This window comes from Bacillus sp. RB3 (assembly GCF_030164735.1).
GTDB lineage: Bacteria > Bacillota > Bacilli > Bacillales > Bacillaceae_G > Bacillus_A > Bacillus_A cereus.
Genome location: NZ_JASNGE010000014.1, coordinates 72,244 through 97,245, shown reverse-complemented (window position 1 = coordinate 97,245; position 25,002 = coordinate 72,244). Strand labels below are relative to the sequence as shown.

Sequence of the window (25,002 nt, the reverse complement as noted above, 5' to 3'; positions counted from 1 at the left end):
TTCTTCATCATACACTTTCTTAAGGGAAAGTGTAAGGAGGGAAAATAATGAGAGCAAGTGACGATAAAGCACTGCAATATGCGATTGCGGAAATTACGGAAATTGCGACTGGATTTGGGCTTGATTTTTATCCGATGCGTTATGAAATATGTCCAGCGGAAATTATTTATACATTTGGTGCATATGGGATGCCGACAAGGTTTTCACATTGGAGTTTTGGAAAACAATTTTTCAGAATGAAATTACAATACGATTTAGGACTTAGTAAAATATACGAACTCGTTATTAACTCTGATCCATGTTACGCCTTTTTATTAGATACGAACTCTTTAATTCAAAACAAATTAATTGTAGCGCACGTTTTAGCACACTGTGACTTCTTCAAAAATAATATTCGTTTTTCAAATACGAAGCGAGATATGGTAGAGAGTATGGCCGCAACAGCGGACCGTGTGAAAGCTTATGAGCATAAGTATGGAAAAGCAGAGGTAGAAACATTTTTAGATGCCGTACTTGCCATTCAAGAGCATATTGATCCGTCGCTTATGCGTCCGAAGCTCGCATGGAGTATTGATGATTTAGAAGAGGAAGAAGTAGAAAAGAAAAAGGTATCGCAATACGATGATTTATGGAATTTAGATAACCGAAATAAAAAACAAGAGCGCTCTAATATACGTAAAAAGAAGAAAATCCCACCGCAACCAGAGAAGGATTTACTTCTCTTTATTGAAGAATATAGCCGTGAGTTAGAAGATTGGCAGCGTGATATATTAACGATGATGCGCGAAGAAATGTTATATTTTTGGCCGCAGCTTGAAACGAAAATCATGAACGAAGGCTGGGCATCCTACTGGCATCAACGCATACTTCGTGAAATGGACTTAACCTCTGATGAAGCAATTGAATTTGCGAAACTAAATGCAGGTGTCGTTCAGCCATCAAAAACAAGTATTAATCCATACTACCTCGGTATTAAAATCTTTGAAGATATTGAAGAACGGTACAACAATCCGACTGAAGAAATGAAACGACGAGGCGTAAAACCAGGATCTGGCCGTGACAAAATGTTTGAAGTACGCGAAATCGAATGGGATGTATCCTTCTTAAGAAACTACTTAAATAAAGATCTCGTAATGAGAGAAGATATGTATTTATTCCAGCGCCAAGGAAAAGAATATAAGGTAATAGATAAAGAATGGGAAAATGTACGTGATCAGCTCGTAAATATGCGTACAAATGGTGGCTTCCCATACTTAGTAGTAGAAGACGGAGACTACTTAAAAAACGGAGAGTTATACATTAAACATAGTTACGAAGGAATCGAGCTCGATTTAAAATATTTAGAAAAAGTATTACCATATCTTCATCAACTATGGGGAAGAACGGTGCATATGGAGTCCATTGTGGAGAGTAAGGGCGTTGTGTTTTCTTATGATGGTAAGATGGTGCATCGGAAGTATGTGTGAGGGGAAGAACGGACATAGGATACTGTGTCCGTTCTTTTTATTTGGAACCAAGTTAAATATGCTATTCTTGAAAAAAGGGAGTTATATAGAGAAATGGAGTGATTTAAATGAGCAAAATAGGGGTATGTAAGGTTGATATTACGCCGCCTGTAGGTATTGATTTTGTCGGATATCATAGAGAGACAGGAATAAATAATATTGAAGAGCGTATTTATGGGACAGTTTTTGTATTTGAAAAAGATGAAATGAAAACTGTGTTTATAAGTATCGATAATATTGGGATGTTAGTAGAAGATACGAATATGATTCGTGAGCGAGTAGCAAGTAGGCTTCATGTGCCATTTGAGCGAATAACGGTTGTTTATACTCATACGCATTCCGGTCCAGAGACAGTCGGTGATGATCCGCTAGTGCAGTCGTATAAAATGATTTTAGTAAATAATGTAGTACATGGTGCTGTTACTGCAAATAACAATTTAAAGCGATGCGAAGTTGGATGGGGTGTTACGACAGGTGATATCGGTGTAAACCGACGAGAGAGAACATCTGATGGAAGAGCAAAGATGGGAACAAATATTGAGGGTGTTGTAGATAAACGAATTGGCATGTTGGCAATCAGAAATGCTGAAACGAAGGAGCTATCTGGGATTATAGTATTTTGTACTGCGCATCCGAATGTTTTAAAAGGTGATAGCGATGAATTATCAGCAGATTATCCTGGAATAACGAGAGAGATTCTAGAGCAGATAGTGAACTGCCCTGTTATTATTGTTCAAGGTGCCGCTGGAAATGTGAATGCGAAATATCGCGGTTCAAGGGAAGCGTTAAAACAAATGGCTTACATACTTAGTGGACATGTATTAACGATGTTACCAACAGTTACATATAGTCCAATTGTAAAATTAAGGACAGTTTCAAGTATGATGCAAATGAAGTTGAAGGATATTCCTGAAATTGATGAGATACGAAGCATGGCTCGATTAGCCGAGAAGCAGTGGGGCGTGAATACGGATGAATGGCTTGCTATCGTATTAGAGAAATATAGGCAAGGTATTCGGAAGTTACGTATAGATTTAGAAGTTCAACTGTTTCAAGTTAATGATGGTATGTTTTCAGGTATACCGATGGAACCTTTTTCAGAAACTGCCTTAGCAATGAAAGAGAGCCTTCAAAATGAATTGGCTTTCTTTGGTGGATATATGAACGGATATCTTGGTTATTTACCGACAAAAGACGAATATGCATATGGCGGATATGAAGTAGAATTAAGTCCTATTGTGTATGGAACAGTTACAAATTTGTTAATGCCACCGGGAGAGAATACTGCGGAGTTGATTGTGAAAAAGGTTATGGATTTATGTAATATGGTGAAACTTTAATGAGACAGGTTTTTGAACGCAGAGTAAAGAATATGACTCATTGTTTGATTTTGTTAAGTCAATATAATTAATAATGATAATCATTATTAATTATATTGACTTCTGAAAAAAGAAAAACTAGAATTTATAAAGGGATCTTCAATTGTTCGCTATCATTTGTATAGGAGGTAAGTTATGTTGGATAGCTTTATTTCTATAAGATGTAGGTTGGCTCTTTATAGTTTTGGTGTTCTTTTTATCTTTTTTTGTACAGTATTTTTGGTGAATCAGAAGGTGTATGCAGAAGATGTACCGTGGACATCAGTTTCAAATGAGGGAGAACGTGTACTTTTTCAAGAACAATCTTTGTATAGTAATGATCGAAGGGGAGAAGATCTTGTTTCACCTTCATTTGAAGGGCGTAAACATGGTGGGGAAGATTGGGGATACTTATTAAGAGACAGTAATTTTAATTATCCATCTAATATCCTTACACATTCTGTAATAGGAAGAGATGATCGAATTAGAGTTACTAATACAACTTTGTATCCTTATAGGGCTATAGTACACTTAGTAATTCAATTTAATGGACAAGAGGTTTATGGGTGTACAGGAGCGCTAATTAGTAAAGATACAGTATTTACAGCTGGGCACTGTGTTTACAATAAAAAGCTTGGTGGATGGGCAAAAAATGTTATTGTGACTCCTGGTAGAAATGGAGACCAAGCACCGTATTTGCCTTATAGTTGGACAAAGCTTTATTCAGTAAGTGGATGGACTGATGATGGAGATTCGGAATTTGATTATGGAGCCATTAAATTAAATGGATCTCCTGGAGATTATACAGGTTGGTTAGGATATAGAACTACTAATGTAGAGTCTCCAAAGGGATTACTCGCAGTAGTTCCAGGGTATCCATGTGATAAAGTAGGAAATGAAAAATATACTATGTGGACAGATTATGGACCAATTGAAGGCACTAGTCCTAGAATTTTAACATATAGGATGGACACTTATGGATGTCAAAGTGGAGCACCTGTATATCATGACTATTCTCGTACGGGTGTAACAATAATAGCTACCCATACAGTAGGAAGTAATTCTTGGAATTCTGGAAACCGGGTGACAGACGATGTTTTTAATAATCTTAAAAAATGGTCTGAATAAATATAATAAGCTTTTATGGATTTTATTTTGTGTATTGGTCATAATCGTAATGACTAGTTATATAGTAAATAATGAAAAGAAGTTTAGTAAGGTTGTTAATTCTGTAACTTTTCACGTGAAAAATAAAGAAAAACAGCCAATAAAAGATTTTGAAATTATACTTATGAAAGACGAATCACCTGAACCCAGTAAAGAAATTGGGATCTCAATAGGGAAAACAGACGAAGAAGGAAAAGTTATTTGGAGGAATGTGAGAACGGGAAAATATATCGTATTTTTGCCAAATAACGAGACGCAGATGGTTATGATTAATGATAGAGATGCAACGAAAAAAATAAATATATCATTGTAGAAAAAGAGTCCATTGGGATTCGTTTTCTCAGGTTGTGGCATTAAAGAATTTTACGTGGAATGGATTTAACCTTATGTGAAGAAGCTATTGATTTTGAAAATTTAAATACAGGTGTATTTAAATTTTCAAAACACGTATTTATACATTGGTTTAATCGTGCAGAAAGTTATAGAACTATACGCAAAAGAACTTGGAGGTATCTAAGTTCTTTTTTATTTGTTTCAAATTTGTGAAAGAAAGACATATTGATTGAAATTAAATTTTTTATACTCTATCATATACCCATACAGGTATAGGTTTTTGTTTAATGCATGAGGAAATTAAATAATAAATAACATGGAGGTTTGAAATATGTCTAGAAAAATTGTTGTAGTAGGCGGAGTTGCTGGCGGGGCATCAGTAGCTGCAAGGCTTCGTCGTTTAAGTGAGGAAGATGAAATTATTATGGTTGAACGCGGTGAATACATTTCGTTCGCAAACTGTGGATTGCCATATTATATTGGCGGTGTCATTACAGAAAGACAAAAGTTATTAGTACAAACTGTTGAAAGGATGTCAAAACGTTTTAATTTAGAGATACGTGTATTGAGTGAAGTTGTAAAGATTAATAAAGAAGAGAAAACAATTACGATAAAGAATGTAACTACAGATGAAACATATAACGAGGAATATGATGTTTTGATTCTTTCACCAGGGGCGAAACCAATTGTTCCACCTATTCCGGGCATTGAAGAAACGAAGGCGTTGTTTACGTTACGAAATGTACCTGATACAGATCGTATAAAAGCGTATATTGATGAGAAGAAACCACGTCATGCGACGGTTATTGGTGGAGGATTTATTGGAGTGGAAATGGTTGAGAATTTAAGAGAACGCGGGATTGATGTTACTCTTGTAGAGATGGCGAATCAAGTAATGCCACCAATCGATTATGAAATGGCAGCATACGTACATGAACATATGAGAAATCACAATGTTGAGTTTGTTTTAGAAGATGGTGTAGATGCGTTAGAAGAAGACGGGGCTATTGTACGTTTAAAAAGTGGCTCAGTTATAAAAACAGATATGATTATTTTAGCAATTGGTGTACAACCAGAGAGTAGTTTAGCGAAAGAGGCAGGATTAGCATTGGGAGTTAGAGGAACGATAAAGGTAAATGAGAAATTTCAAACATCTGACCCATATGTATATGCAATTGGTGATGCGATTGAAGTGAAAGATTTTGTTACAGAAATAGAAACGATGATTCCTTTAGCGTGGCCAGCTAATCGTCAAGGTCGCATGTTAGCAGATATTATTCATGGTCATACGGATTCTTTATATAAAGGTACGATGGGAACTTCTGTGGCTAAAGTTTTTGATTTAACAGTTGCTTCGACTGGAGTGAATGAGAAAATATTAAAACGACTAAATATACCCTATGAGGTAGTACATGTACAGGCAAATTCTCATGCGGGATATTATCCGAATGCTACGCCTGTGCTAATAAAATTAATTTTTAATAAAGAAAGCGGAAAAATTTATGGAGCGCAGGCGTTAGGGCGTGATGGTGTAGATAAGCGTATTGATGTTATTGCAACGGCAATGAAGGCAAACTTAACTGTAATCGATTTGCCGGATTTAGAATTATCATATGCCCCGCCCTATTCTTCTGCAAAAGACCCAGTAAACATGGTGGGGTATGCGGCAAGTAATATAGTAGATGGTTTTGTGGACACAGTGCAATGGCATGAAATAGATCACATTGTTAAAAATGGTGGATATCTTATTGATGTTCGAGAGCCTAATGAACTAAAACAGGGAATGATTAAAGACTCTATTAATATTCCGTTAGATGAATTACGTGATCGATTGGATGAAGTGCCAATGGACAAAGAAATATATATCACTTGCCAACTTGGTATGAGAGGGTATGTTGCAGCGCGCATGTTAATGGAAAAAGGATATAAGGTAAAGAACTTAGATGGTGGCTTTAAATTATACGGAACAGTAGTACCAGAACGTGTTGTATATTAATATTTTTTCATCTTCCACTTCAAAATTTGGTGGAAGATGAAAGCCTATATAGTAAGGTTTCACTTCTTGTTTTGTGAACATATAAGATAAATATTAAAAATAGGGGTTTACAAAATACCCTATAGGGTATAATATATTGTCATAGGTTATAAATAGTGACATAATGGTAATGAGGTGATTATAGAATGGAATATAATCAAGATATGAAAAATAGATTGAAACGTATTGAAGGTCAAGTTCGTGGTGTACTTCGTATGATGGAAGAAGGAAAAGATTGCCGAGAGGTTATTACACAGTTAACGGCATCTCGTTCTGCACTTGATCGTACAATTGGACTTGTTGTTGGGACAAATTTAGAGCAATGTTTGCGTGAGCAGTTTGAAAGCGGTAATGCTTCAAATGAAGAGTTAATTAAAGAAGCTGTTCAATTACTTGTAAAAAGCCGATAATCTGTCAGACATAATTGTTGACAGATTTTCAAAAACATTTTAATATACCCCTACAGGTATATGTATATAAGTTGTGGAGGAATCAATTATGAGTATAAAAGTGGATATGAGTTTAGATTGTAAAGGGTTGGCTTGTCCGATGCCGATTGTGAAAACGAAGAAGGCGATAGAAGGATTAGCACCAGGGCAAGTGATTGAAGTTCAGGCAACAGATAAAGGATCTACGGTAGATATAAAAAGTTGGGCGGGTAAAGTAGGACATCAATATATCGGGACGAAACACGAGGATAATGTATTGGTGCATTATGTTAGGAAAGCAAACGAGCATGAAGTGAATGAAATTGTGAAATATCCTCATACAATTACGAATGCTGAATTGGAAGAGATAGTATTAAGTGGTGAAGAGTGTATTATAGTAGATGTTCGTGAAGCGGCGGAATTCGCTTTTGGTCATATTCCATCGGCTATTTCAGTTCCATTAGGCGAACTTGGTAGTGCGGAATTAGATCAGACGAAGCAAATTTACGTCGTTTGTCGAACTGGTAACCGTAGTGATGTAGCTTGTCACATGTTGAAAGAGAAAGGTTATGCAAATGTGAAAAATGTCATCCCAGGCATGTTAGAGTGGAAAGGGAATGTGGAAAAATAAAATTTTTTAAATAAAAATATACCTACGGGGGTAATGAGATGAATGTTAAAGCATTACAAGCAAAAGATGTTGCAGAGAAAGTTTTATTCGGAGAGTTGTTTATTTTAGATGTTCGTAATGAGGCGGATTATGAAGGTTGGAAAATTGAAGGAAAAGAAGTTACTTCAATGAATGTGCCGTACTTTGATTTATTAGAGGGTGTAGATCATATTGTCAGTGAACTACCTAAAGATAAAGATGTTTTAGTAGTATGTGCAAAAGAAGGGTCTTCTATATTTGTAGCAGAGCAATTAACAGAGGCTGGATTAGAAAATATTTACTATTTATCTGGTGGTATGAAGGCTTGGAGTGAATATGTAAAGTCTATAAAAGTGGGAGATTTAAAAGATGGCGGAAGTATGTATCAGTTTAACCGTCTTGGAAAAGGTTGCTTATCATATATGGTTATTTCAAACGGTGAAGCAGCAGTTATTGATGCAGTAAGAACAGTTGAAGCGTACGAAGAGTTTGCGAAAGAGCATGGCGTTACGATTACGAATGTAATGGATACACATTTACATGCAGACCATATTTCTGGCGGACGTAAGTTAGCGGAAAAAGTAGGTGGTACGTATTGGTTACCGCCAAAAGATGCAGAGGAAGTGGTGTTCTCATATAAACCACTTGTTGAAGGATCTTTTATTACGGTGGGGGGTACTAAAATTGAAATTGATGCATTATACTCACCGGGGCATACGATTGGAAGTACGTCATTTATTGTAGATGATTCCTATTTATTATCAGGTGATATTTTATTTGTAGATTCAATTGGACGTCCAGACCTTGCTGGGAAAGCTGAAGATTGGGTAAGTGATTTACGTACTACTTTGTATAGCAGATATAAAGAACTATCTCAAAACTTAGTTGTGTTACCGGCTCATTATTCAAAAATAAGTGAAATGGACGAGAGTGGTATTGTTAGTGCTAAATTAAAAGATTTATTTGCGTATAATGCAGGATTAAATATTGAGGATGAGGGAGAGTTTCGTAAAGTTGTAACGGAGAATTTACCACCTCAACCGAATGCATATCAAGAAATTCGTCAAACAAATATGGGGCGATTAAATCCAAGTCAAGACGAAGAGCGTGAAATGGAGATTGGTCCAAACCGTTGTGCTGTTCATAATTAATTCGATTTCAAATGTAATAAAAATAGGAGGTATATAAGATGAAAGTGAAAGAAGTATTAGATGTAAAAGGATTAGCATGTCCAATGCCAATTGTAAGAACGAAGAAGGCAATGGAAGCATTACAATCGGGGGAAGTGTTAGAAGTACACTTAACAGATAAAGGTGCGATTAAAGATATTCCAGCATGGTCACAAAAAGGCGGTCATGAGGTGTTAAAGCATACAGAAGAAGAAGGCGAATTAAAGTTCTGGATTAAGAAAGCTTAATTATAAAAATAGGAGGCAAACAAGATGAAAGTGAAAGAAGTATTAGATGTAAAAGGATTAGCATGTCCAATGCCAATTGTAAAAACAAAGAAAGCAATGGAAGCATTACAATCAGGAGAAGTGTTAGAAGTACACTTAACAGATAAAGGTGCGATTAAAGATATTCCAGCATGGTCACAAAAAGGCGGTCATGAAGTGTTAAAACACACGGAAGAATCTGGTGAATTAAAGTTCTGGATCAAGAAAGCATAGCGGTTCAATAATAAGTGGAAGATTACATCCTCTGCTTATTATTGAAAGTAAAGAGGATAATCATATATGTCTTATATAGTTATATCTCTAATAGTATCGATGCTAGGAAGTTTAGTAAAACGTTACATTCCGGTTTTAAATGTTGCATATATTTCGTTAGAACAAGTAAGGAAAATGGAAAGTGTTGTTGTAGATGTACGCAATTATACAGAGAGTCACAGTGATAACACTTCTAGAATTATGTGTATACCGTATGCGTATTTAAAACGGTATTATCATGAAATACCAAATAAGCCTTTGCATCTTATTGTTCATAATAAAGTGGATTGGAATTTAAGTGTTCGTTTTTTAAGAAAGAAAGGGTTCCATATTCAAAGCTATAGTATATATTTGGACGGGAAAAAGGCATAGAAGGAGTTTAAATAGTTTTATGGATGTAAAGACAATATTGAATGTAATCTTAATTGTACTTGTATCGTGGTTTATTATTTCTCGCTTCTTACCAGTTAGAGGAGTAAAAAATATTTCAGGAAAAGATTTAAAACGTATGATGGGGCAAAAGAATAAACAATTTATCGATGTACGTACAGTAGGTGAGTATAGAGGGAATCATATGAAAGGGTTTCAAAATATCCCACTAAATGAGTTAGCGAGTAAGGCAAATCAGTTAGATAAAAATAAGGAAGTAATTGTTATTTGTCAGAGCGGGATGAGAAGTAAGCAAGCAGCAAAGGTATTAAAGAAATTAGGATTTCAGCACGTTATCAATGTTTCAGGCGGTATGAATGGTTTGTGAGGAGGGAATTTAAAATGAAAGAAATGACAGTAAAAGAATTGGAAGAAAAATTGTTACGTAAAGAAGCAGTAAATATCGTGGACGTACGTGAAGTAGAAGAAGTAGCCGAAGGGAAAATTCCAGAAGCGTGTAATATTCCACTAGGACTATTAGAGTTTCGTATGCATGAGTTGGATAAAAAGAAAGAGTATATTATCGTTTGTCGTTCTGGCGGAAGAAGTGCACGAGCAGTTCAGTTTTTAGAGAGCTACGGTTTTCAAGCAATTAATATGGTAGGTGGTATGTTAGCATGGGAAGGTAAAGTCGTATAGTACAGAGATACATGATTTGAGCCTTTTTATAAATGATAAAATACCCCTATAGGTAATCGGAGGGAGAACAACATGGAACAACAGAAGAAAACAACAATCGTTTTATTTAGCGGAGATTATGATAAAGCAATGGCTGCTTATATTATTGCAAATGGTGCAGCGGCGTATGATCAAGAGGTAACTATTTTTCATACTTTTTGGGGATTAAATGCTTTAAGGAAAGATGAGCATGTGAAGGTAAAGAAAACTTTTATAGAAAAAGTGTTTGGAAAAATGATGCCACGCGGTGCGGATAAGATGGGATTATCAAAAATGAATTTTGCAGGTATGGGACCAAAGATGATTAAAGGTATTATGAAAAAACATAATGCGATGCCTTTACCAGATTTAATCGATTTGGCGAAAGAACAGGGGATTAAACTTGTCGCTTGTCAAATGACAGTAGATTTATTAGGGTTAAAAGAGGAAGAGATTATGGAAGGGGTAGAGTTTGCAGGAGTAGGAGCTTATTTAGCAGATGCTTCGGATGGGAATGTAAACTTATTCATTTAATTCATCTTCTTTCTAGAAGGGAGGGGATGTAAGATGAGCTTAGTCGTATTACTTTTTATAATTGGATTTATAGGATCGTTTATATCAGGAATGGTTGGAATTGGCGGTGCGATTATTAATTATCCGATGATCTTATACATTCCGGTATTGCTAGGATTTTCTGGCTATACATCACATGAAGTGAGCGGTATTACAGCGGTACAAGTATTCTTTGCAACTTTTGCAGGGGCATGGGCCTATCGGAAAAGTAATGATATGGATAAAACGCTAGTTGTATATATGGGAGCTAGTATATTAATAGGAAGTTTCATAGGGAGTTTTGGTGCTAACGTATTAGCGGAACATACGGTCAATGTTGTTTATGCAGCTTTAGCCACAATTGCTGCTATTATGATGTTTGTACCGAAACAAAATAATAGTGGAGATGTGAAGTATAATAAATGGTTAGCAAGCTTGTTAGCGTTCGTTGTAGGGGGAGCTTCAGGCATTATAGGAGCTGGAGGTTCGTTCCTTTTAGTTCCCATTATGCTAGTTATTTTAAAATTACCACTGCGCATGACGATCGCAACATCTATCGCTATTACGTTTATTTCCTCAATAGGGATTACTACAGGAAAAATGGTTACTGGGCAAGTAGTTATCATTCCAGCTCTAATTATTGCGGTTGCAAGTATATTTGCTGCGCCACTTGGAGCACGAGTCGGGAAGAGGCTAAATCAAAAAGTACTGCAATATGTATTGTCCACTTTAATTGTAGGCACTGCTGTTAAAATGTGGATCGATATGATATCAAAATAAAAGGATGGTGCTGCTTACAGCCCATCCTTTTATTTATTGCCCGTAAACCTAACGGATTATAGTTTTACTTTATGCCCAAATAACTTTCATTAAGTTTTTATATTCGTCATTTGCTAATTTATATAGCATTCTCGTATGTTCAAAGACAAGTGCTGGATTAAAGTTTGGTTCTGAGAATGCAAGAGATGTTGAAATATCAATTGCATTTTGCTTATTTAATGTGAATTTTGCAAAGCGATAAGATGTATTTAATTCATTGATGACATGTAAAATATCATTTGTTGATGTTGCATCAGGCACGTGAGCAACATTGAAGCAGTATATATCCACCGTAGGATGTTCGTTTTGGAAAGCAGCGATAAGTTGAATCTTTGCGCCAGCTTCAGTCTCTAATCCTACTGAAAAATGAACAGAGCCATCATTTTCATCTATATTTTCTTCCATGTATATATCGTTAGATTTTAAGTAGTCTTTAAAATCTGAGATGTTATGTTTTACTGCAGCTTTCATATGTATGAGCCCCCTGATAATTGGAATAGATTGCTACTATTTATTATAATTTAAAAATATTAAAAAAGATAGTTAGAAAGTTCTGATTTTTATATTTGGAAGAATAAAAAGAAGCGGTCCTCTACCTCCATAGAGAACCGCTTCTATATTATTCATTGTCATTAGACGATGTTTCTGTATCTTCACTGCTATTTTTGTTCTTATTTTTCACTTCATTGTTATTTGATTCGCGTTCACTTGAATTTTCAGACTTAGATTCTTTTGTCTTTTTCGAATCAGAGTTTGAGTCAGACTTTGTATATGCAGGTAGCCCAAGATGAGTACGAAGTTCATTTGTAACATTAGCTAATTCTTTTTTATCTGGATTGTAGTAGTAAGTTCGACCACCACCAGCAGATTTGCTACAAGTATCGTCACCTTTTGCCATGTAGCAATCATCACCTTGGATTTGTAATTTCTCAATTTCCGAATCCGATCCATATTTATAGAATGAAAGCATATCATCAAATGTTAAGTTGGTAACGAATTGTCCGTTAATATCATCAATGATGTTGCCAACTTTTGTTACAGAACCAACACTTGTTAGTTTCTTTAAAATAGCCTCGATAACGAGTTGTTGACGTTGTCCACGCATTGCATCACTATCGATGTGCCTTGTTCTAGCAAGAGCAAGAGCTTCTTCGCCATTTAGCTTTTGAACACCTTTTTCTAGATGAATAGCCTCAGCATTATCATTGCTATCTTGCTCAGTAAATTCAACTGGTACATCAACTTCAACACCGCCCAAGTCATCGACGATTTTTATAAATGATTTAAAGTTGAATTTTACAAAATAATCGACAGGAACATTCATTAATTTTTCAACTGCATCAATGCTTGCTTGTGGTCCACCATTTTTTCCGTTTTTAGCAGAACCGAATGCATGAGCGTGTGTAATTTTATCTTTTTTCTTTTCTATTGGAATATAAGTATATGTGTCACGTGGGATACTTAATAGTTTAACAGTTTTGCTATCTTTATTAAATGTTGCAAGTAAAAGCGCGTCTGTTCTTATAGCTTCACCATATTCTTTTCCACGGACATCGCTTTCATCGACACCCATTATTAAAACAGAGACATTGTTTGTAATAGGTTTTACAGCCTTATCACGTAAATCAGATTTATCACCGCGTGCTAAATCGTGTGCGGCATTTCGAACAGCAGAAGATGCTTTATTTACTAAAAACCAAGTATAACCGCCGCCTATTAATAAAACGAATAGTATAGCGCTTATAATAATTTTTATTTTTTTCTTATTTTTTTTCGGTTTATTGCGTGTATTTTCTTGCAAAGATGGGTTTTGCTCCATTTCCTGTACTCCTTCATTTGGATTGAAATACGACACTCATATCCACTTATTATAATGAAATTTAGCGAAAAAAAACATTACAAAACATTTACATTTCGTAAAAATTCAATATATTTATAAAAAGTCAGATTTTCTATATATTATTTGTCAGATGTAGAATAAGTATAAGGGCTTTTAGTAGAAATGAAAATATATATTATGAGAAAGTGATAGGGAAGTAAGATTTGTTGAAATATAGCCAAGAAGAAATGAGTAAGCTTACTTATTTCTTCTATATAATAAAGAAGAATTTGACGGATAAAGGAGAGAGCATAATGAATCATACATCATTCCGAGCAATCGTTGTGAACGAAAAGGAAAATTATCAGTTTGTAAGAAAAGTTGTTGAGAGAGAAGTAAGTAGTTTACCTGAGGGAGACGTATTCATACAAGTTCATTATTCTTCATTAAATTATAAAGATGCTCTTTCAGCTACTGGTAATAAAGGTGTTACGAGAACATATCCTCATACGCCAGGAATTGATGCTGCAGGAGTAGTTGTGAGTAGTGAAGATGCTACCATTAAAGCAGGAGATCAAGTTATTGTAACGGGATATGACTTAGGTATGAATACCTCTGGTGGTTTCGGAGAATATATTCGCGTGCCATCATCTTGGGTCGTGCCTTTACCAGAAGGAATGTCATTAAAGGAAAGTATGATGTATGGGACAGCAGGTTTTACTGCGGCGTTGTCGGTATATAAGCTTATTGGGGCAGGAATCAAGCCTAATATGGGAGATGTTTTAGTAACGGGTGCTACAGGCGGCGTAGGGAGTGTAGCTGTTAGTATATTAAGTAAGTTAGGGTTTAACGTAGTAGGAGCGACAGGAAAAATGGAAGAGAAAGATATGCTACTACGTCTAGGAGCAAAAAAAGTAATTCATCGCGCGGAATTGAATGATGAATCAGGAAGACCAATGTTAAAAGGGATATACGCCGGAGTTATTGATACTGTAGGTGGACGTATGTTAGAAACAGCTTTAAAAACAGTAAAGTATGGTGGTTGTGTAACGACATGCGGTAATGTGGCAGGTCAGGAACTACAAACAACGGTATATCCGTTTATTTTACGGGGCATAAGCCTTTTAGGGGTAGATTCCGTGCAATGTCCAGTAGATGTGAGAAGAGATGTTTGGACGCTTTTAGCGAATGAATGGGGAAATAAAGAGTTACTGTCTTATACAGAAGAATGTACATTAGAAGAATTAGAGAAGAAGTTTACACTTATATTGCAAGGAAAGTTAAAAGGAAGAACAGTTGTTAAAATATAATAAGAAAGAGACGCTTACGTTAGCGTCTCTTTCTTATTATAATGATTGTTTTAAATTGATTTTTCCTTGTTCGCCTAAAACACCGTCAGCGATATTTACAGCGTGATCGCCAATGCGCTCTAAGTTACTTACCATATCGACGAAGATGATACTTGCATCACCTGAACAGCTGCGTTCGTTTAGACGTAATACGTGACGTTTACGAAGAACACGTTCCATTTGGTCGATTTGGCGTTCTTTTGCAATAACAGTTTGAGCTAGTTCAGTATCGAAGTTTGTTAAAGCTTCAACTGAGTCTTGCAGTGTTGAAATTGTTAACTCAAGCATTTCGTTTAATTCAGCTAATGCTTCATCTGATAGTGAAACACGGTTTGAAATTTGGAAATCTACAAGTTCTACAAGGTTTTCTACATGATCACCGACACGTTCAATATCTCCAACAACACCTGCTAAAACAGAATGTTTTTCAGAATCCGTAGGTGAAAGTGGCTTTTCTGATAGTAAAACTAAATACTCGGTAATTTTTTTATCTAAATTGTTAATAGCTCCTTCTAATTGAGTAGCCATGTTTGCGTGTTTTTTGTCTTGTGTATTTAAAAATTGATTTGCTTCTTTTAATCCATGTAATGAGAACTCAGCCATACGGATAATCTCTTTTTGAGCTTCAGTTAAAGCGATGGCTGGAGATTGTTCAATAAAGATTGGATTTAAATGTTGTGGTTTGAAGTCAATCGCTGCATCTTCACCACGAATAATTTTTGTTACGATCCATGCTAACACTGCAATGAACGGGAATTGAATGATTGTATTTGTTACGTTAAATGTTCCGTGTGCAAATGCAATAGTCATTTCTGGATTCAAGTTTAATGATGTTTGGAAATATTGAATTAAACTTGTAAATGGTACTAATAAAATTGTAAAGATAATTGTACCGATAATATTAAAGATAACGTGAACTAATGCTGCACGTCTTGCGGCAATAGAAGTACCGATTGCTGCTAATACAGCTGTAATTGTTGTACCGATGTTATCACCGAATAATACAGGAAGAGCTGCTTGTAAATCGATTGCACCTTGACCGAATAGTTCTTGTAAAATACCAATAGTTGCACTTGAACTTTGTACAATTAAAGTAAAGACTGTACCAACAACAATTCCTAAAATTGGATTATCACTCATGCTAACTGTTAATTCTTGGAATGATTCTAAAGAACGAAGAGGTTTCATACCTGCGCTCATTAATTCTAAACCGAAGAATAACATACCAAAACCGAATACAACTTGACCTACAGAATGTACTTTTTTATTTTTAAAGAAGAATAGTAAGATTGCTCCAATTGCCATAACTGGGAGAGCATATTCTCCGATTTTAATTCCGATAATAAATGCAGTAACTGTCGTACCGATGTTTGCACCCATAATAACACCGATTGCTTGTCTTAATGTCATAAATCCGGCACTTACAAGTCCGACTGTTAAAGCAGTTGTTCCTGAACTGGATTGGATTAATACAGTAACTAACATACCTGCTAGTACACCCATAAGTGGGTTTGTTGTAAAACGATCTAGAATATCGCGAAGACGATCTCCGGCTGCTTGTTGCAGTCCATCGCCCATGTATTTAATCCCGAATAAGAAAATACCTAATCCACCAATGAACTGGAAGATCATATCTTGAACATTATATTCCACGCATTCCACTCCTTAAATTTCATGTACGATGTAATTATTAACTGAACCTTGAGGCACTGTAAACGGTTTGCTAGTAAAATTTACACTAAATTTACAAAGAGAAGAAAAGTTTACAATCCCTTAAAGAAACAGCTGTGTTCTATTGGTTTTCATCTTGTATAAATCTTAATTTTGTAAAGAAATCACACTTTTTAGAATAATATTGTTCAGTCGAATATTAAGGAAAGCGTCTGCGAGTTCATCGTATATTTTTTGATGAAAGTTAAAAAAATATGTAGGAAAATGCATGTAGTTTTATAACAGTAACATGAGGGGAAACAATTCTTTTAACACGATAAAAAAGCCACTGAATTATCCAGCAGCTTTTTCCGTGTTTTTATCGCCATGCTTTTGTTTTCTTATGCTTGTAATGTAAATGAAGAGAAAAGCAATAAGTAATAGAGAGGAGTAACGATATACAGTTGCATAGTTTGTAAAATGAGCAATAAATCCAAATATAATCGCTCCAGCGCCGATTCCAAGGTCAAATGCGGAGAAGAATGTAGCTGTTGCTACGCCGCGTCGATGCGGTGCTACGCGGTCAATCATCCATGCTTGTAGTGCAGGTTGGATCGCTCCAAAACCACTTCCGTAACATGCTGCAGCAATAATTAAGCTCGGAATTGTCGTCGTATACGACAATAAAATAATGCCTGTAAAAGTTATAATAACTCCCGGAATGATGACGAATGTATGGCCTTTCGCATCATATAGCTTTCCAGAGAATGGACGAGTTACAGCGATTGCTAGTGCGTTACATAAAAAGAAGAGACTAATATCAGCTATGCCGACTTCTGTAGCAAATAGAGTGATAAAACTTCCGATTCCTCCGTACATTAATGTAATACATAATATTAATAATGAAGGAAGTAAAGCTTTACGCTCAATAAATCCATCGAGAAAAGTACTAGATGATTGTTGTGGAGGCTGTTTCGATTTTTGGATTTGAAGTAGTTTCGTTAATATTAATGAAACAATTGTGCACGATAATGCACATAAAAAAAGAATTGTGAAGTTATATGTTTGCATAAGCCATAGTCCGATAAGTGGACCGAGGGCCATTGCAATTGTTCCAGAAAGGCCAAAATATCCCATGCCTTCTCCGCGGCGAGCTGAGGGAATTAAATCAGAAACGACAGTTCCATATGTAGTCGTTGTAATACCGAAACCAGCTCCGTGTAAAATACGAACAGCAAGCAAGAGAAAGATAGTTGAGGCGAAAAGGTAACTGCCCATAGCGAGTAAACAGATAGCAGTGCCGATCATTAAAATGATTTTTTTATTGAATTTTTGCAAGGCGTTCCCAGTTAGCGGTCTAACAAAAAGTGCCGCAACGGTAAACATGCCGACAACAAATCCGATATTGGAACTTGTGCCACCAATTTCTTTCACATAAACAGGTAAGGTTGGAATTAACATTTGAAACCCTAAAAACATACATAAGTTTGCAAAAATTAAAGCAACAAACTCTTTCGTCCATAACGGTTCTCGTTTTACGAGTATTGCTTCTCCCATATATTCATCCCCTATATAAAGTTTTCTCTTTTCTTTCGAGTATATGTATTGGCCAATGCAACAGTCAAGGAAGGTGTCTTGAAAACGGATAACAATTTTTAAGATGAAAAACTGACAAATTTGTGTAAAAGCTACACAACTATGAAAAAAAGATGTAAAGTATAGATGTATAGACTTGTAGGTGTTAAGAATGATAGAAATTGTTTTTTCTTTAAAGAAAGCGGATTCAAAAGAGTAGTGAACAAGAAGGGGATATATACTTTTTCACTAAATATATTTGAAAAGGTTTACAATATGATGAAGAAAGAGGCGTGTACATATGAGACGATTAGGTATTTCTATTTATCCAGAACATTCAACAGTAGAGAAAGATAAGGAGTATTTAACATTAGCAAGTAAATATGGATTTACACGTGTGTTCACATGTTTATTATCTGTGGATGGAGAAAAAGAGAAAATTATAGAAGAATTTAAAGAAACGATCTCTCATGCGAATGCATTAGGGTTCCAAGTATTAGTTGATATTAGTCCATCTGTTTTTGAACAATTAGGTATTTCGTATAATGATTTATCATTCTTCCATGAATTAGGTGCGTACGGTATTCGTTTAGATGTTGGTTTCTCAGGATTAGAAGAATCAATTATGACTTATAATCCGTATGGTTTGAAAATTGAGATTAATATGAGTAATGGTACGAAGTATGTAGATAACATTATGAGTCATAGACCAAATCGTGAAAATTTAATTGGTTGTCATAATTTTTATCCGCATCGTTATTCAGGGTTATCATACGATCATTTCATTAAATGCTCGAAACAATTTAAAGATTACGGTATGAGAACGGCAGCTTTTATTTCATCATTTGATGCAACATACGGACCTTGGCCAGTAACAGAAGGGTTATGTACATTAGAGCAGCATCGTGAATTACCGATGACAACACAGGCGAAGCATTTATTTGCGACTGAATTAATTAATGATGTTATTATTGCAAACGCATATGCGTCAGAAGAAGAATTACAAGCACTAGGTGCATTAAATAAAGAGAAACAAACATTTGATATAGAAATATATGATACAACGACAGAACTAGAAAGAATTATCGTATTAGACGAACCACATTTTTATCGCGGAGATGTATCTGAATATATGATTCGTTCTACACAAAGTCGTGTGAAATATAAAAAAGAAGAGTTTAAACCTCTTAATACACGTGAAATTAAGCGTGGAGATTTATTAATTGATAATGAACAATATGGCCAGTATAAAGGCGAATTACAAATTGCATTAAAAGATATGGTGAATACAGGAAAAACAAATGTAGTTGGTCGAATTGTAGAAGAAGAGATTTTCTTACTAGACTATTTACAAGCATGGGATAAATTCGGATTCACATTAAAGAAATAGAGAGAATATAAAGGGGAAAAACTACTGATTTCAGCAGCTTTTCCCCCTTTATATATAAAGAGCGAGAGGAAGAGCTATGACAAAGGTGCATCAGCGATTAATTTCTATTTTAGAGGAATTTTTAGAAGAGAAATCGATGTTAAATCGAGCTTTTTTAGCGGGCCGTTTACATGTATCAACGAAGACGATTCAAAAGGATATAAAATTATTAAATGATATATTGGAAGAAAATGGAGCGAAAATCGAATCGCAAAGAGGGACTGGGTACGAATTAGAAATTATACAAAAGAAGAGATTTGAAGACTTTTGTGTGAGTCTATTTCAAAAACAGATGGAAAAGATCCCAACTTCTTATGAAGAAAGAATAGCGTACATTCTGCAGCGTGTTTTAATGATAGAGGGATATGTGAAGCTTTCAGAATTAGCGGAAGAGATGTATGTGAGCAAATCAACGGTCAATTTAATTATGAAAGATGTTACAGATATATGTGGTTGCTATGAATTACAAATTGAGAAGAGACCATATTATGGTATACGTATTGTTGGAGAGGAATTTAATATTCGTTCTTGTTTATCACAATATGGTTTACCGCGTTATGACCATACTCCGTTCCATGAGCAATTTGAGCAGACGGAGACATATTTATCGCTACCTCATATATCACTTATTCGTTCAATTATATTAAAGTATATTGAAGGCGGAACAATATATTTATCTGATATAGAAATTGATAATTTAGTCATTCATATTGCAATCGCATTAAAGCGTTGTCAAAGTCAACATTATATGAAAGGACTGCATGCGGAGCAATCAGAACTTATACTAAAGAAAGAATATACAATTGCGAAGCAGATTTTAGGAGATTTAGAGAAAGAGTTGAAATTTTCATTTCCAGAAGAAGAAGTATTATATGTGACGATGCATTTATTAAGTACTGCTGTTACAACGAGAGATCGCTATGAAAATGTAGAAGAGCTATTAGGGAAAGATATATATGCATTTATGCAACATATTCTTTTTAAAGTAGCGGAAGAACGGAATCTTATTTTTTATTATGATGAAGAATTATTATTTGGATTTGGTATTCATTTAAAAACGTTATTAAATCGTTTGAAGTATAAGTTAAATACGAGAAATCCTCTTTTGGCAGAAGTGAAAAAGAATTATCCGTATGCTTTTGAAATTGCGGTTCTTGTTGGAGATATCATTGGTGAATATACGGGTGAATCGATCCCTGAAAGTGAAATTGGTTATATTGCAATTCACTTCGGCGGAGCGATGAGCCGTTTGCAGGAGCAAAATCAAAAGAAAAGATGCTTATTAGTTTGTGCGACTGGTCAAGGAAGTGCACAACTATTAAAATATAAAATTTTATCACAGTTCCGAGATAAATTAGAGATTGTAGGTATTACAGGCTATTATCAATTGAAAGTAGAAGATCTTTATAAAGAAAAAATAGATTGTATTATTAGTACGATTCATATACCGAGTGGCTTGCCTGTTCCAGTTATAAAAGTGAATTCAATATTTGATGATAAAGAGATTAAATCGATTGGTCAGCGGTTGTTTACGCATGTGAATACTAGTGTGCAGCCTTATATTAAGGAAGATTTAATCTTTTTAAATCATAATGCTTCTACGAAAGAGGATGTTATTCAGTTTTTATGTGAAAAAGCTGCTGAGAAACGCTATATACCAAAAAACTTTTATGCTTCTGTTATGGAGAGAGAAAATACGTCTCCGACAGCGGTTGGGAATTCAGTTGCAATCCCGCATCCGATGCAGTTATTAAGTGAGGAAACTTTTTTGATGTTTTGCACACTTGAAAAGGCTGTTGATTGGGGAGATAAAAAAGTACAAGTAATTATTTTATTTAGTGTAAAGCGCAATAATAATGAAGATTTGCAAAGGCTTTATGATTTTTTATATGATATTATGTCTAGTCAAACTACGATAGAGAAACTTACTCAGACCGAGGTAATTGAAGATTTTCAAGAGATTTTATTATCATTTTGAAAAAGTATATAAAAACTTCCGTTACATAACGGAAGTTTTTTATGTTTAAATGTATGCGTTTTCATAATAAGATAAAAATATAGAAAACATATAGCTTGGGGGAATTTAAAATGGCTGATATGCAAACTCCATTTGCGTTAATTTTACATGGTGGCAATGCGAGAAGCGCGGCGCTTGAAGCAATTGCTTTTGCAAGACAAGGAGATTTCGGGAATGCCGGTGAAAAGATGAAACTTGCTAGTGAGGAAATTTCAGCAGCGCACCGTATTCAAACGGATTTAATTCAAGAAGAGGCAAGAGGAAATCATGCAGAAATTAGTTTACTGTTAGTGCACGCACAAGATCATTTAATGAATGCAATTACAGTGAAAGAACTGGCTGAAGAATTTATTGCTCTTCATAAACGAGTAGAAGAGAAAGTGACCGTATAAGATGTACATTTTATTATGTTGTGCAGCAGGTATGTCAACGAGTATGGTCGTAAGAAAAATGCAGGAAGAGGCAAAGAAACAGGGGAAGAATTATAAAATTAAGGCGGTTGATTCAGAACTAGTGAAGCTTGAAATTAAGGAAGCCGATGTCGTTTTAATTGGCCCACAGGTGAAATATTTATTTCCAGCTGTAGAGTTTCTTGCAAATTCATACAATATACCAGTTGCGATTATAGACCAACGAGATTATGGTATGTGTGATGGTTTGAAGGTGCTTAAGCAAGCAGAACAATTAGTTTTAGCATAATTATATCTTTTTAAATGTAAACATTATAATGTTATAAAGTTTATTTCATTCTTTTATAGTAGAGAGAAAGAGGAGGGCTATTGATGAATGGGTTTATGAGTTTTATGGAACAAAAGATTATGCCAACAACGCAAAAGATTGCAGGACAACGACATTTATTAGCAATTCGAAACGGGGTTATTTCTACATTACCGTTAACGATCGTCGGATCATTTTTCGTTATCTTTTTAAATTTACCAATTGATGCATATATGGAATGGATTGCACCGTTTCGCCATATTTTAGATATTCCATTCCGATTTACAGTAGGACTAATGGCATTATACGCAGCGTTTGGTGTAGGGGCTTCGCTCGCGAACTTTTATCAGCTCAATCAGTTAAGTGCAGGGTTATTATCTGTACTCGCCTTTTTACTAGCATCAGTTGAACCAATTCAAATTACGAAAGCTGTACCAGGTGTTATTGATGCAGGGAGATATATTTCAGTAGGAACATTAAGTGCAACGTCTTTATTCGGCGCAATTGTTACAGCATTAATTGCAGTAGAAATTTATCATTTTATGATTAAGCATAATATCTCGATTAAATTACCAGATAGTGTACCACCAGCAGTTTCAAATTCGTTTGCAGCATTAATTCCAACGTTAGCAGTTATTCTTTTATTCTGGGGCATTCGCTACGGTTTGAAATTCGATGTAAATACAACAATTACATATTTAATCGCACCATTAAAATCAGTATTAGTAGGAAATAATTTATTCGGTGGTTTATTAACAGTATTCTTAATCGTGTTTTTCTGGTCATTCGGTATACATGGACCAGCGATTTTAGGACCAATTATTCGTCCGATGTGGGATTCAGCAATTCTTGAAAATATGGAAGTGTTCACGGCTACAGGAAATGCACATCAGTTACCAAACTTATTTACAGAGCAATTCATTCAATGGTTCGTATGGATTGGCGGATCAGGCTCAACGTTAGCTTTAGTAATTATGTTTATGTTCTCTAAATCTAAGTTCCTAAAAGAGTTAGGTAGATTATCATTCGTACCAGGTTTATTCAATATTAACGAACCAATTATTTTCGGTGCACCAATTGTAATGAACCCAATCTTAATTATTCCGTTCGTTATTACACCGTTAGTGACAACGACAGTATCATATTTCGCAGTTGTTTCAGGTATGATTCCACTTATGATGGCGAAACTGCCATTTACGATGTTAGCACCAATTGCAGCGGTGATTAGTACGGACTGGACAATTATGGCTGGTGTACTTGTACTTGTTAACTTTGTTATCTCGTTCGTTATTTACTATCCATTCTTCAAAATGTATGAGAAACAACAATTAGCAGGAGAGGAGAAAACAGAATGCTCGGAGCAATTATCATCTTAATTACATTCGTGGTCGGACAGTGTATTGCTCATTATTCGAAATGGGTACAAAGTAAATCTTTATTAGTGTTACTATTAGTATCAGTTTTATTTATCGGTTGTTCAATGGGTGCATATGTAATGTTAGGATTGCAATCACCGTACGTAATTATTGTACCGACAATTTTATGTGCAACGTGTTTATCTGCAAAATATAGATTTACGAGCATGGCATTAATACAACGTGTGAAGGAGATGCAAAAGCATGGAGCGTAAATTAGGAATTTCACTTTATCCAGAACATTCAACGAAAGAAAAAGATATGGCTTATATTTCCGCAGCGGCACGACACGGTTTTTCAAGAATATTTACTTGTTTGTTATCTGTGAATCGTCCGAAAGAAGAAATTGTAGCTGAATTTAAAGAAATTATTAATCATGCGAAAGATAACGATATGGAAGTTATTTTAGATGTAGCTCCGGCTGTGTTTGATCAGCTTGGTATTAGTTATAGCGATCTATCATTTTTCGCAGAGTTAGGCGCAGACGGTATTCGTTTAGATGTAGGTTTTGACGGATTAACGGAAGCGAAAATGACAAATAATCCGTACGGTTTAAAAATTGAGTTAAATGTAAGTAACGATATTGCGTACTTAGAAAATATTCTTTCGCATCAAGCAAATAAATCAGCTTTAATTGGTTGCCATAATTTTTATCCGCAAAAATTCACTGGTCTTCCGTATGATTATTTTATTCGCTGTAGTGAACGCTTTAAAAAGCATGGTATTCGCAGTGCAGCTTTTATTACATCACATGCCGCAAACATCGGTCCATGGGATATTAACGACGGATTATGTACGTTAGAAGAGCATCGTAATTTACCAATTGAAGTACAAGCGAAGCATTTATGGGCAACAGGGCTAATCGATGATGTCATTATCGGAAATGCTTATGCGAGTGAGGAAGAGTTAGAGAAACTAGGAAACTTAAATCGCTACATGTTACAGCTAAAGGTACACTTTGTAGACGAAGCGACTGAAGTAGAAAAGAGAGCCACGCTGCAAGAATTACATGTAAGGCGCGGTGACATAACAGAATATATGGTACGTTCTACAGAAGTGCGTAAAAAGTACAAAGACTATGACTTCCCAGTGCGCGAAAGTGTGCTACAGGAAAGAGGGCAAGTTGTAATTGGTAATAACTCATTCGGAAAGTATAAAGGTGAACTGCAAATCATCTTGAAAGAAATGCCGATAGATGAACGGAAAAATATCGTCGGTACAATTGCGGAAGAGGAGTTATTCTTACTAGATTATGTAGGAGCTTGGACGCAGTTTACTTGTGTGGAATAGAGAAGAGAAGGAGAGGATGCTGTGGCATTCTCTTTTTTCTGTTGATATAGTAGTCTATCATGCCTTTCGAGAGGACTCCCACCTCTAAATGTAAGTGAAGG

27 protein-coding genes are annotated in these 25,002 nt (G+C 35.3%); 23 read left to right on the top strand and 4 right to left on the bottom strand.

What is annotated here, in order from left to right; translation table 11 throughout:
* Positions 1–47 precede the first annotated feature (47 nt).
* From spoVR to QO049_RS18550, 15 genes are all read left to right on the top strand, one after another.
* Positions 48–1,466 carry a stage V sporulation protein SpoVR gene (spoVR, locus tag QO049_RS18620; protein ID WP_001202701.1) on the top strand — a complete coding sequence of 473 codons (1,419 nt, stop codon included), beginning with the start codon at positions 48–50 and terminating at the stop codon, positions 1,464–1,466.
* Positions 1,467–1,573: 107 nt separating this feature from the next.
* Positions 1,574–2,845, top strand: coding sequence for a neutral/alkaline non-lysosomal ceramidase N-terminal domain-containing protein (locus QO049_RS18615; protein ID WP_000034547.1), 1,272 nt, complete (start codon positions 1,574–1,576; stop codon positions 2,843–2,845).
* Positions 2,846–3,019: 174 nt separating this feature from the next.
* Entirely contained in the window at positions 3,020–3,991 is a 972-nt protein-coding gene (locus QO049_RS18610) for a trypsin-like serine peptidase (RefSeq protein WP_000887282.1), read from the top strand.
* The gene (locus QO049_RS18605; protein ID WP_000478588.1) at positions 3,957–4,343 is read left to right on the top strand and encodes a YbfJ family protein; all 387 of its coding nucleotides are present in this window, start codon (positions 3,957–3,959) and stop codon (positions 4,341–4,343) included. Before QO049_RS18610 ends, QO049_RS18605 begins: the two co-directional genes overlap by 35 nt.
* 351 nt (positions 4,344–4,694) lie before the next feature.
* Positions 4,695–6,359, top strand: coding sequence for a CoA-disulfide reductase (gene cdr, locus QO049_RS18600; protein WP_284489394.1), 1,665 nt, complete (start codon positions 4,695–4,697; stop codon positions 6,357–6,359).
* 185 nt (positions 6,360–6,544) lie between these two features.
* Positions 6,545–6,808 carry a metal-sensitive transcriptional regulator gene (locus tag QO049_RS18595; protein WP_000456205.1) on the top strand — a complete coding sequence of 88 codons (264 nt, stop codon included), beginning with the start codon at positions 6,545–6,547 and terminating at the stop codon, positions 6,806–6,808.
* Between the two features lie 88 nt (positions 6,809–6,896).
* Complete coding sequence (locus QO049_RS18590; RefSeq protein WP_153588436.1) at positions 6,897–7,457, top strand: sulfurtransferase TusA family protein; 561 nt, start codon at positions 6,897–6,899, stop codon at positions 7,455–7,457.
* A 38-nt stretch (positions 7,458–7,495) separates the two neighbouring features.
* Complete coding sequence (locus QO049_RS18585; protein WP_284489393.1) at positions 7,496–8,626, top strand: MBL fold metallo-hydrolase; 1,131 nt, start codon at positions 7,496–7,498, stop codon at positions 8,624–8,626.
* Positions 8,627–8,664: 38 nt separating this feature from the next.
* The gene (locus QO049_RS18580) at positions 8,665–8,892 is read left to right on the top strand and encodes a sulfurtransferase TusA family protein (RefSeq protein WP_016117194.1); all 228 of its coding nucleotides are present in this window, start codon (positions 8,665–8,667) and stop codon (positions 8,890–8,892) included.
* A gap of 24 nt (positions 8,893–8,916) precedes the next feature.
* Complete coding sequence (locus QO049_RS18575; RefSeq protein ID WP_000864996.1) at positions 8,917–9,144, top strand: sulfurtransferase TusA family protein; 228 nt, start codon at positions 8,917–8,919, stop codon at positions 9,142–9,144.
* Positions 9,145–9,210: 66 nt separating this feature from the next.
* Positions 9,211–9,555 (top strand): sulfurtransferase, encoded by a 345-nt coding sequence (locus tag QO049_RS18570; RefSeq protein ID WP_098283512.1) that lies wholly within the window; start codon positions 9,211–9,213, stop codon positions 9,553–9,555.
* A gap of 19 nt (positions 9,556–9,574) precedes the next feature.
* Positions 9,575–9,940, top strand: coding sequence for a rhodanese-like domain-containing protein (locus QO049_RS18565; protein WP_000382694.1), 366 nt, complete (start codon positions 9,575–9,577; stop codon positions 9,938–9,940).
* 14 nt (positions 9,941–9,954) lie between these two features.
* Positions 9,955–10,251: a rhodanese-like domain-containing protein gene (locus QO049_RS18560; protein WP_000661816.1), complete on the top strand. Its 297-nt coding sequence runs from the start codon at positions 9,955–9,957 to the stop codon at positions 10,249–10,251.
* Between the two features lie 72 nt (positions 10,252–10,323).
* Complete coding sequence (locus tag QO049_RS18555; RefSeq protein ID WP_000437728.1) at positions 10,324–10,803, top strand: DsrE/DsrF/DrsH-like family protein; 480 nt, start codon at positions 10,324–10,326, stop codon at positions 10,801–10,803.
* 33 nt (positions 10,804–10,836) lie between these two features.
* The gene (locus QO049_RS18550; RefSeq protein WP_000060714.1) at positions 10,837–11,601 is read left to right on the top strand and encodes a sulfite exporter TauE/SafE family protein; all 765 of its coding nucleotides are present in this window, start codon (positions 10,837–10,839) and stop codon (positions 11,599–11,601) included.
* Between the two features lie 69 nt (positions 11,602–11,670).
* Here the strand turns inward: QO049_RS18550 and QO049_RS18545 are convergent, their stop codons facing one another.
* Complete coding sequence (locus QO049_RS18545; protein ID WP_000642362.1) at positions 11,671–12,111, bottom strand: hypothetical protein; 441 nt, start codon at positions 12,109–12,111, stop codon at positions 11,671–11,673.
* Positions 12,112–12,259: 148 nt separating this feature from the next.
* Positions 12,260–13,459: an LCP family protein gene (locus tag QO049_RS18540; protein WP_000437392.1), complete on the bottom strand. Its 1,200-nt coding sequence runs from the start codon at positions 13,457–13,459 to the stop codon at positions 12,260–12,262.
* Positions 13,460–13,773: 314 nt separating this feature from the next.
* Here QO049_RS18540 and QO049_RS18535 point away from each other — a divergent pair, with 314 nt between their 5' ends.
* A complete protein-coding gene (locus QO049_RS18535; protein WP_284489392.1) occupies positions 13,774–14,769 on the top strand; it encodes a YhdH/YhfP family quinone oxidoreductase in 996 nt (331 codons plus the stop codon).
* A 36-nt stretch (positions 14,770–14,805) separates the two neighbouring features.
* Here the strand turns inward: QO049_RS18535 and QO049_RS18530 are convergent, their stop codons facing one another.
* Both QO049_RS18530 and QO049_RS18525 read right to left on the bottom strand, forming a co-directional pair.
* Positions 14,806–16,461, bottom strand: a complete 1,656-nt coding sequence (locus QO049_RS18530) for a Na/Pi cotransporter family protein (RefSeq protein WP_088070491.1) — start codon at positions 16,459–16,461, stop codon at positions 14,806–14,808.
* A gap of 351 nt (positions 16,462–16,812) precedes the next feature.
* Positions 16,813–18,015: an MFS transporter gene (locus tag QO049_RS18525; RefSeq protein ID WP_000503237.1), complete on the bottom strand. Its 1,203-nt coding sequence runs from the start codon at positions 18,013–18,015 to the stop codon at positions 16,813–16,815.
* Between the two features lie 319 nt (positions 18,016–18,334).
* Between QO049_RS18525 and QO049_RS18520 the strand changes: the two genes are divergently transcribed.
* The 7 genes from QO049_RS18520 to QO049_RS18490 all read left to right on the top strand — a co-directional run bounded on the left by QO049_RS18520 (position 18,335) and on the right by QO049_RS18490 (position 24,901).
* Complete coding sequence (locus QO049_RS18520; protein ID WP_098567507.1) at positions 18,335–19,423, top strand: DUF871 domain-containing protein; 1,089 nt, start codon at positions 18,335–18,337, stop codon at positions 19,421–19,423.
* 76 nt (positions 19,424–19,499) lie between these two features.
* A complete protein-coding gene (locus QO049_RS18515) occupies positions 19,500–21,440 on the top strand; it encodes a BglG family transcription antiterminator (RefSeq protein ID WP_284489391.1) in 1,941 nt (646 codons plus the stop codon).
* A 110-nt stretch (positions 21,441–21,550) separates the two neighbouring features.
* Entirely contained in the window at positions 21,551–21,871 is a 321-nt protein-coding gene (locus tag QO049_RS18510; RefSeq protein ID WP_000774631.1) for a PTS lactose/cellobiose transporter subunit IIA, read from the top strand.
* A 1-nt stretch (position 21,872) separates the two neighbouring features.
* A complete protein-coding gene (locus tag QO049_RS18505; RefSeq protein ID WP_000275642.1) occupies positions 21,873–22,178 on the top strand; it encodes a PTS sugar transporter subunit IIB in 306 nt (101 codons plus the stop codon).
* Between the two features lie 83 nt (positions 22,179–22,261).
* The gene (locus QO049_RS18500; protein ID WP_001013053.1) at positions 22,262–23,572 is read left to right on the top strand and encodes a PTS sugar transporter subunit IIC; all 1,311 of its coding nucleotides are present in this window, start codon (positions 22,262–22,264) and stop codon (positions 23,570–23,572) included.
* Positions 23,548–23,826 carry a hypothetical protein gene (locus QO049_RS18495; protein ID WP_000900048.1) on the top strand — a complete coding sequence of 93 codons (279 nt, stop codon included), beginning with the start codon at positions 23,548–23,550 and terminating at the stop codon, positions 23,824–23,826. Before QO049_RS18500 ends, QO049_RS18495 begins: the two co-directional genes overlap by 25 nt.
* Positions 23,816–24,901: a DUF871 domain-containing protein gene (locus QO049_RS18490; RefSeq protein WP_061654740.1), complete on the top strand. Its 1,086-nt coding sequence runs from the start codon at positions 23,816–23,818 to the stop codon at positions 24,899–24,901. Before QO049_RS18495 ends, QO049_RS18490 begins: the two co-directional genes overlap by 11 nt.
* Positions 24,902–25,002: the final 101 nt, after the last annotated feature.

What these genes read in the sequence shown, in the direction of transcription:
- QO049_RS18540 (WP_000437392.1), bottom strand. Translation starts at nt 13,459, where the DNA reads ATGGAGCAAAACCCATCTTTGCAAGAAAATACACGCAATAAACCGAAA.
- QO049_RS18550 (WP_000060714.1), top strand. Translation starts at nt 10,837, where the DNA reads ATGAGCTTAGTCGTATTACTTTTTATAATTGGATTTATAGGATCGTTT.
- QO049_RS18560 (WP_000661816.1), top strand. Translation starts at nt 9,955, where the DNA reads ATGAAAGAAATGACAGTAAAAGAATTGGAAGAAAAATTGTTACGTAAA.
- QO049_RS18500 (WP_001013053.1), top strand. Translation starts at nt 22,262, where the DNA reads ATGAATGGGTTTATGAGTTTTATGGAACAAAAGATTATGCCAACAACG.
- QO049_RS18515 (WP_284489391.1), top strand. Translation starts at nt 19,500, where the DNA reads ATGACAAAGGTGCATCAGCGATTAATTTCTATTTTAGAGGAATTTTTA.
- QO049_RS18570 (WP_098283512.1), top strand. Translation starts at nt 9,211, where the DNA reads ATGTCTTATATAGTTATATCTCTAATAGTATCGATGCTAGGAAGTTTA.
- QO049_RS18565 (WP_000382694.1), top strand. Translation starts at nt 9,575, where the DNA reads ATGGATGTAAAGACAATATTGAATGTAATCTTAATTGTACTTGTATCG.
- QO049_RS18535 (WP_284489392.1), top strand. Translation starts at nt 13,774, where the DNA reads ATGAATCATACATCATTCCGAGCAATCGTTGTGAACGAAAAGGAAAAT.
- QO049_RS18615 (WP_000034547.1), top strand. Translation starts at nt 1,574, where the DNA reads ATGAGCAAAATAGGGGTATGTAAGGTTGATATTACGCCGCCTGTAGGT.
- QO049_RS18580 (WP_016117194.1), top strand. Translation starts at nt 8,665, where the DNA reads ATGAAAGTGAAAGAAGTATTAGATGTAAAAGGATTAGCATGTCCAATG.
- QO049_RS18490 (WP_061654740.1), top strand. Translation starts at nt 23,816, where the DNA reads ATGGAGCGTAAATTAGGAATTTCACTTTATCCAGAACATTCAACGAAA.
- QO049_RS18605 (WP_000478588.1), top strand. Translation starts at nt 3,957, where the DNA reads ATGTTTTTAATAATCTTAAAAAATGGTCTGAATAAATATAATAAGCTT.
- cdr (WP_284489394.1), top strand. Translation starts at nt 4,695, where the DNA reads ATGTCTAGAAAAATTGTTGTAGTAGGCGGAGTTGCTGGCGGGGCATCA.
- QO049_RS18520 (WP_098567507.1), top strand. Translation starts at nt 18,335, where the DNA reads ATGAGACGATTAGGTATTTCTATTTATCCAGAACATTCAACAGTAGAG.
- QO049_RS18505 (WP_000275642.1), top strand. Translation starts at nt 21,873, where the DNA reads ATGTACATTTTATTATGTTGTGCAGCAGGTATGTCAACGAGTATGGTC.
- QO049_RS18510 (WP_000774631.1), top strand. Translation starts at nt 21,551, where the DNA reads ATGGCTGATATGCAAACTCCATTTGCGTTAATTTTACATGGTGGCAAT.
- QO049_RS18575 (WP_000864996.1), top strand. Translation starts at nt 8,917, where the DNA reads ATGAAAGTGAAAGAAGTATTAGATGTAAAAGGATTAGCATGTCCAATG.
- QO049_RS18585 (WP_284489393.1), top strand. Translation starts at nt 7,496, where the DNA reads ATGAATGTTAAAGCATTACAAGCAAAAGATGTTGCAGAGAAAGTTTTA.
- QO049_RS18545 (WP_000642362.1), bottom strand. Translation starts at nt 12,111, where the DNA reads ATGAAAGCTGCAGTAAAACATAACATCTCAGATTTTAAAGACTACTTA.
- QO049_RS18590 (WP_153588436.1), top strand. Translation starts at nt 6,897, where the DNA reads ATGAGTATAAAAGTGGATATGAGTTTAGATTGTAAAGGGTTGGCTTGT.
- QO049_RS18555 (WP_000437728.1), top strand. Translation starts at nt 10,324, where the DNA reads ATGGAACAACAGAAGAAAACAACAATCGTTTTATTTAGCGGAGATTAT.
- QO049_RS18525 (WP_000503237.1), bottom strand. Translation starts at nt 18,015, where the DNA reads ATGGGAGAAGCAATACTCGTAAAACGAGAACCGTTATGGACGAAAGAG.
- QO049_RS18595 (WP_000456205.1), top strand. Translation starts at nt 6,545, where the DNA reads ATGGAATATAATCAAGATATGAAAAATAGATTGAAACGTATTGAAGGT.
- spoVR (WP_001202701.1), top strand. Translation starts at nt 48, where the DNA reads ATGAGAGCAAGTGACGATAAAGCACTGCAATATGCGATTGCGGAAATT.
- QO049_RS18610 (WP_000887282.1), top strand. Translation starts at nt 3,020, where the DNA reads ATGTTGGATAGCTTTATTTCTATAAGATGTAGGTTGGCTCTTTATAGT.
- QO049_RS18495 (WP_000900048.1), top strand. Translation starts at nt 23,548, where the DNA reads ATGCTCGGAGCAATTATCATCTTAATTACATTCGTGGTCGGACAGTGT.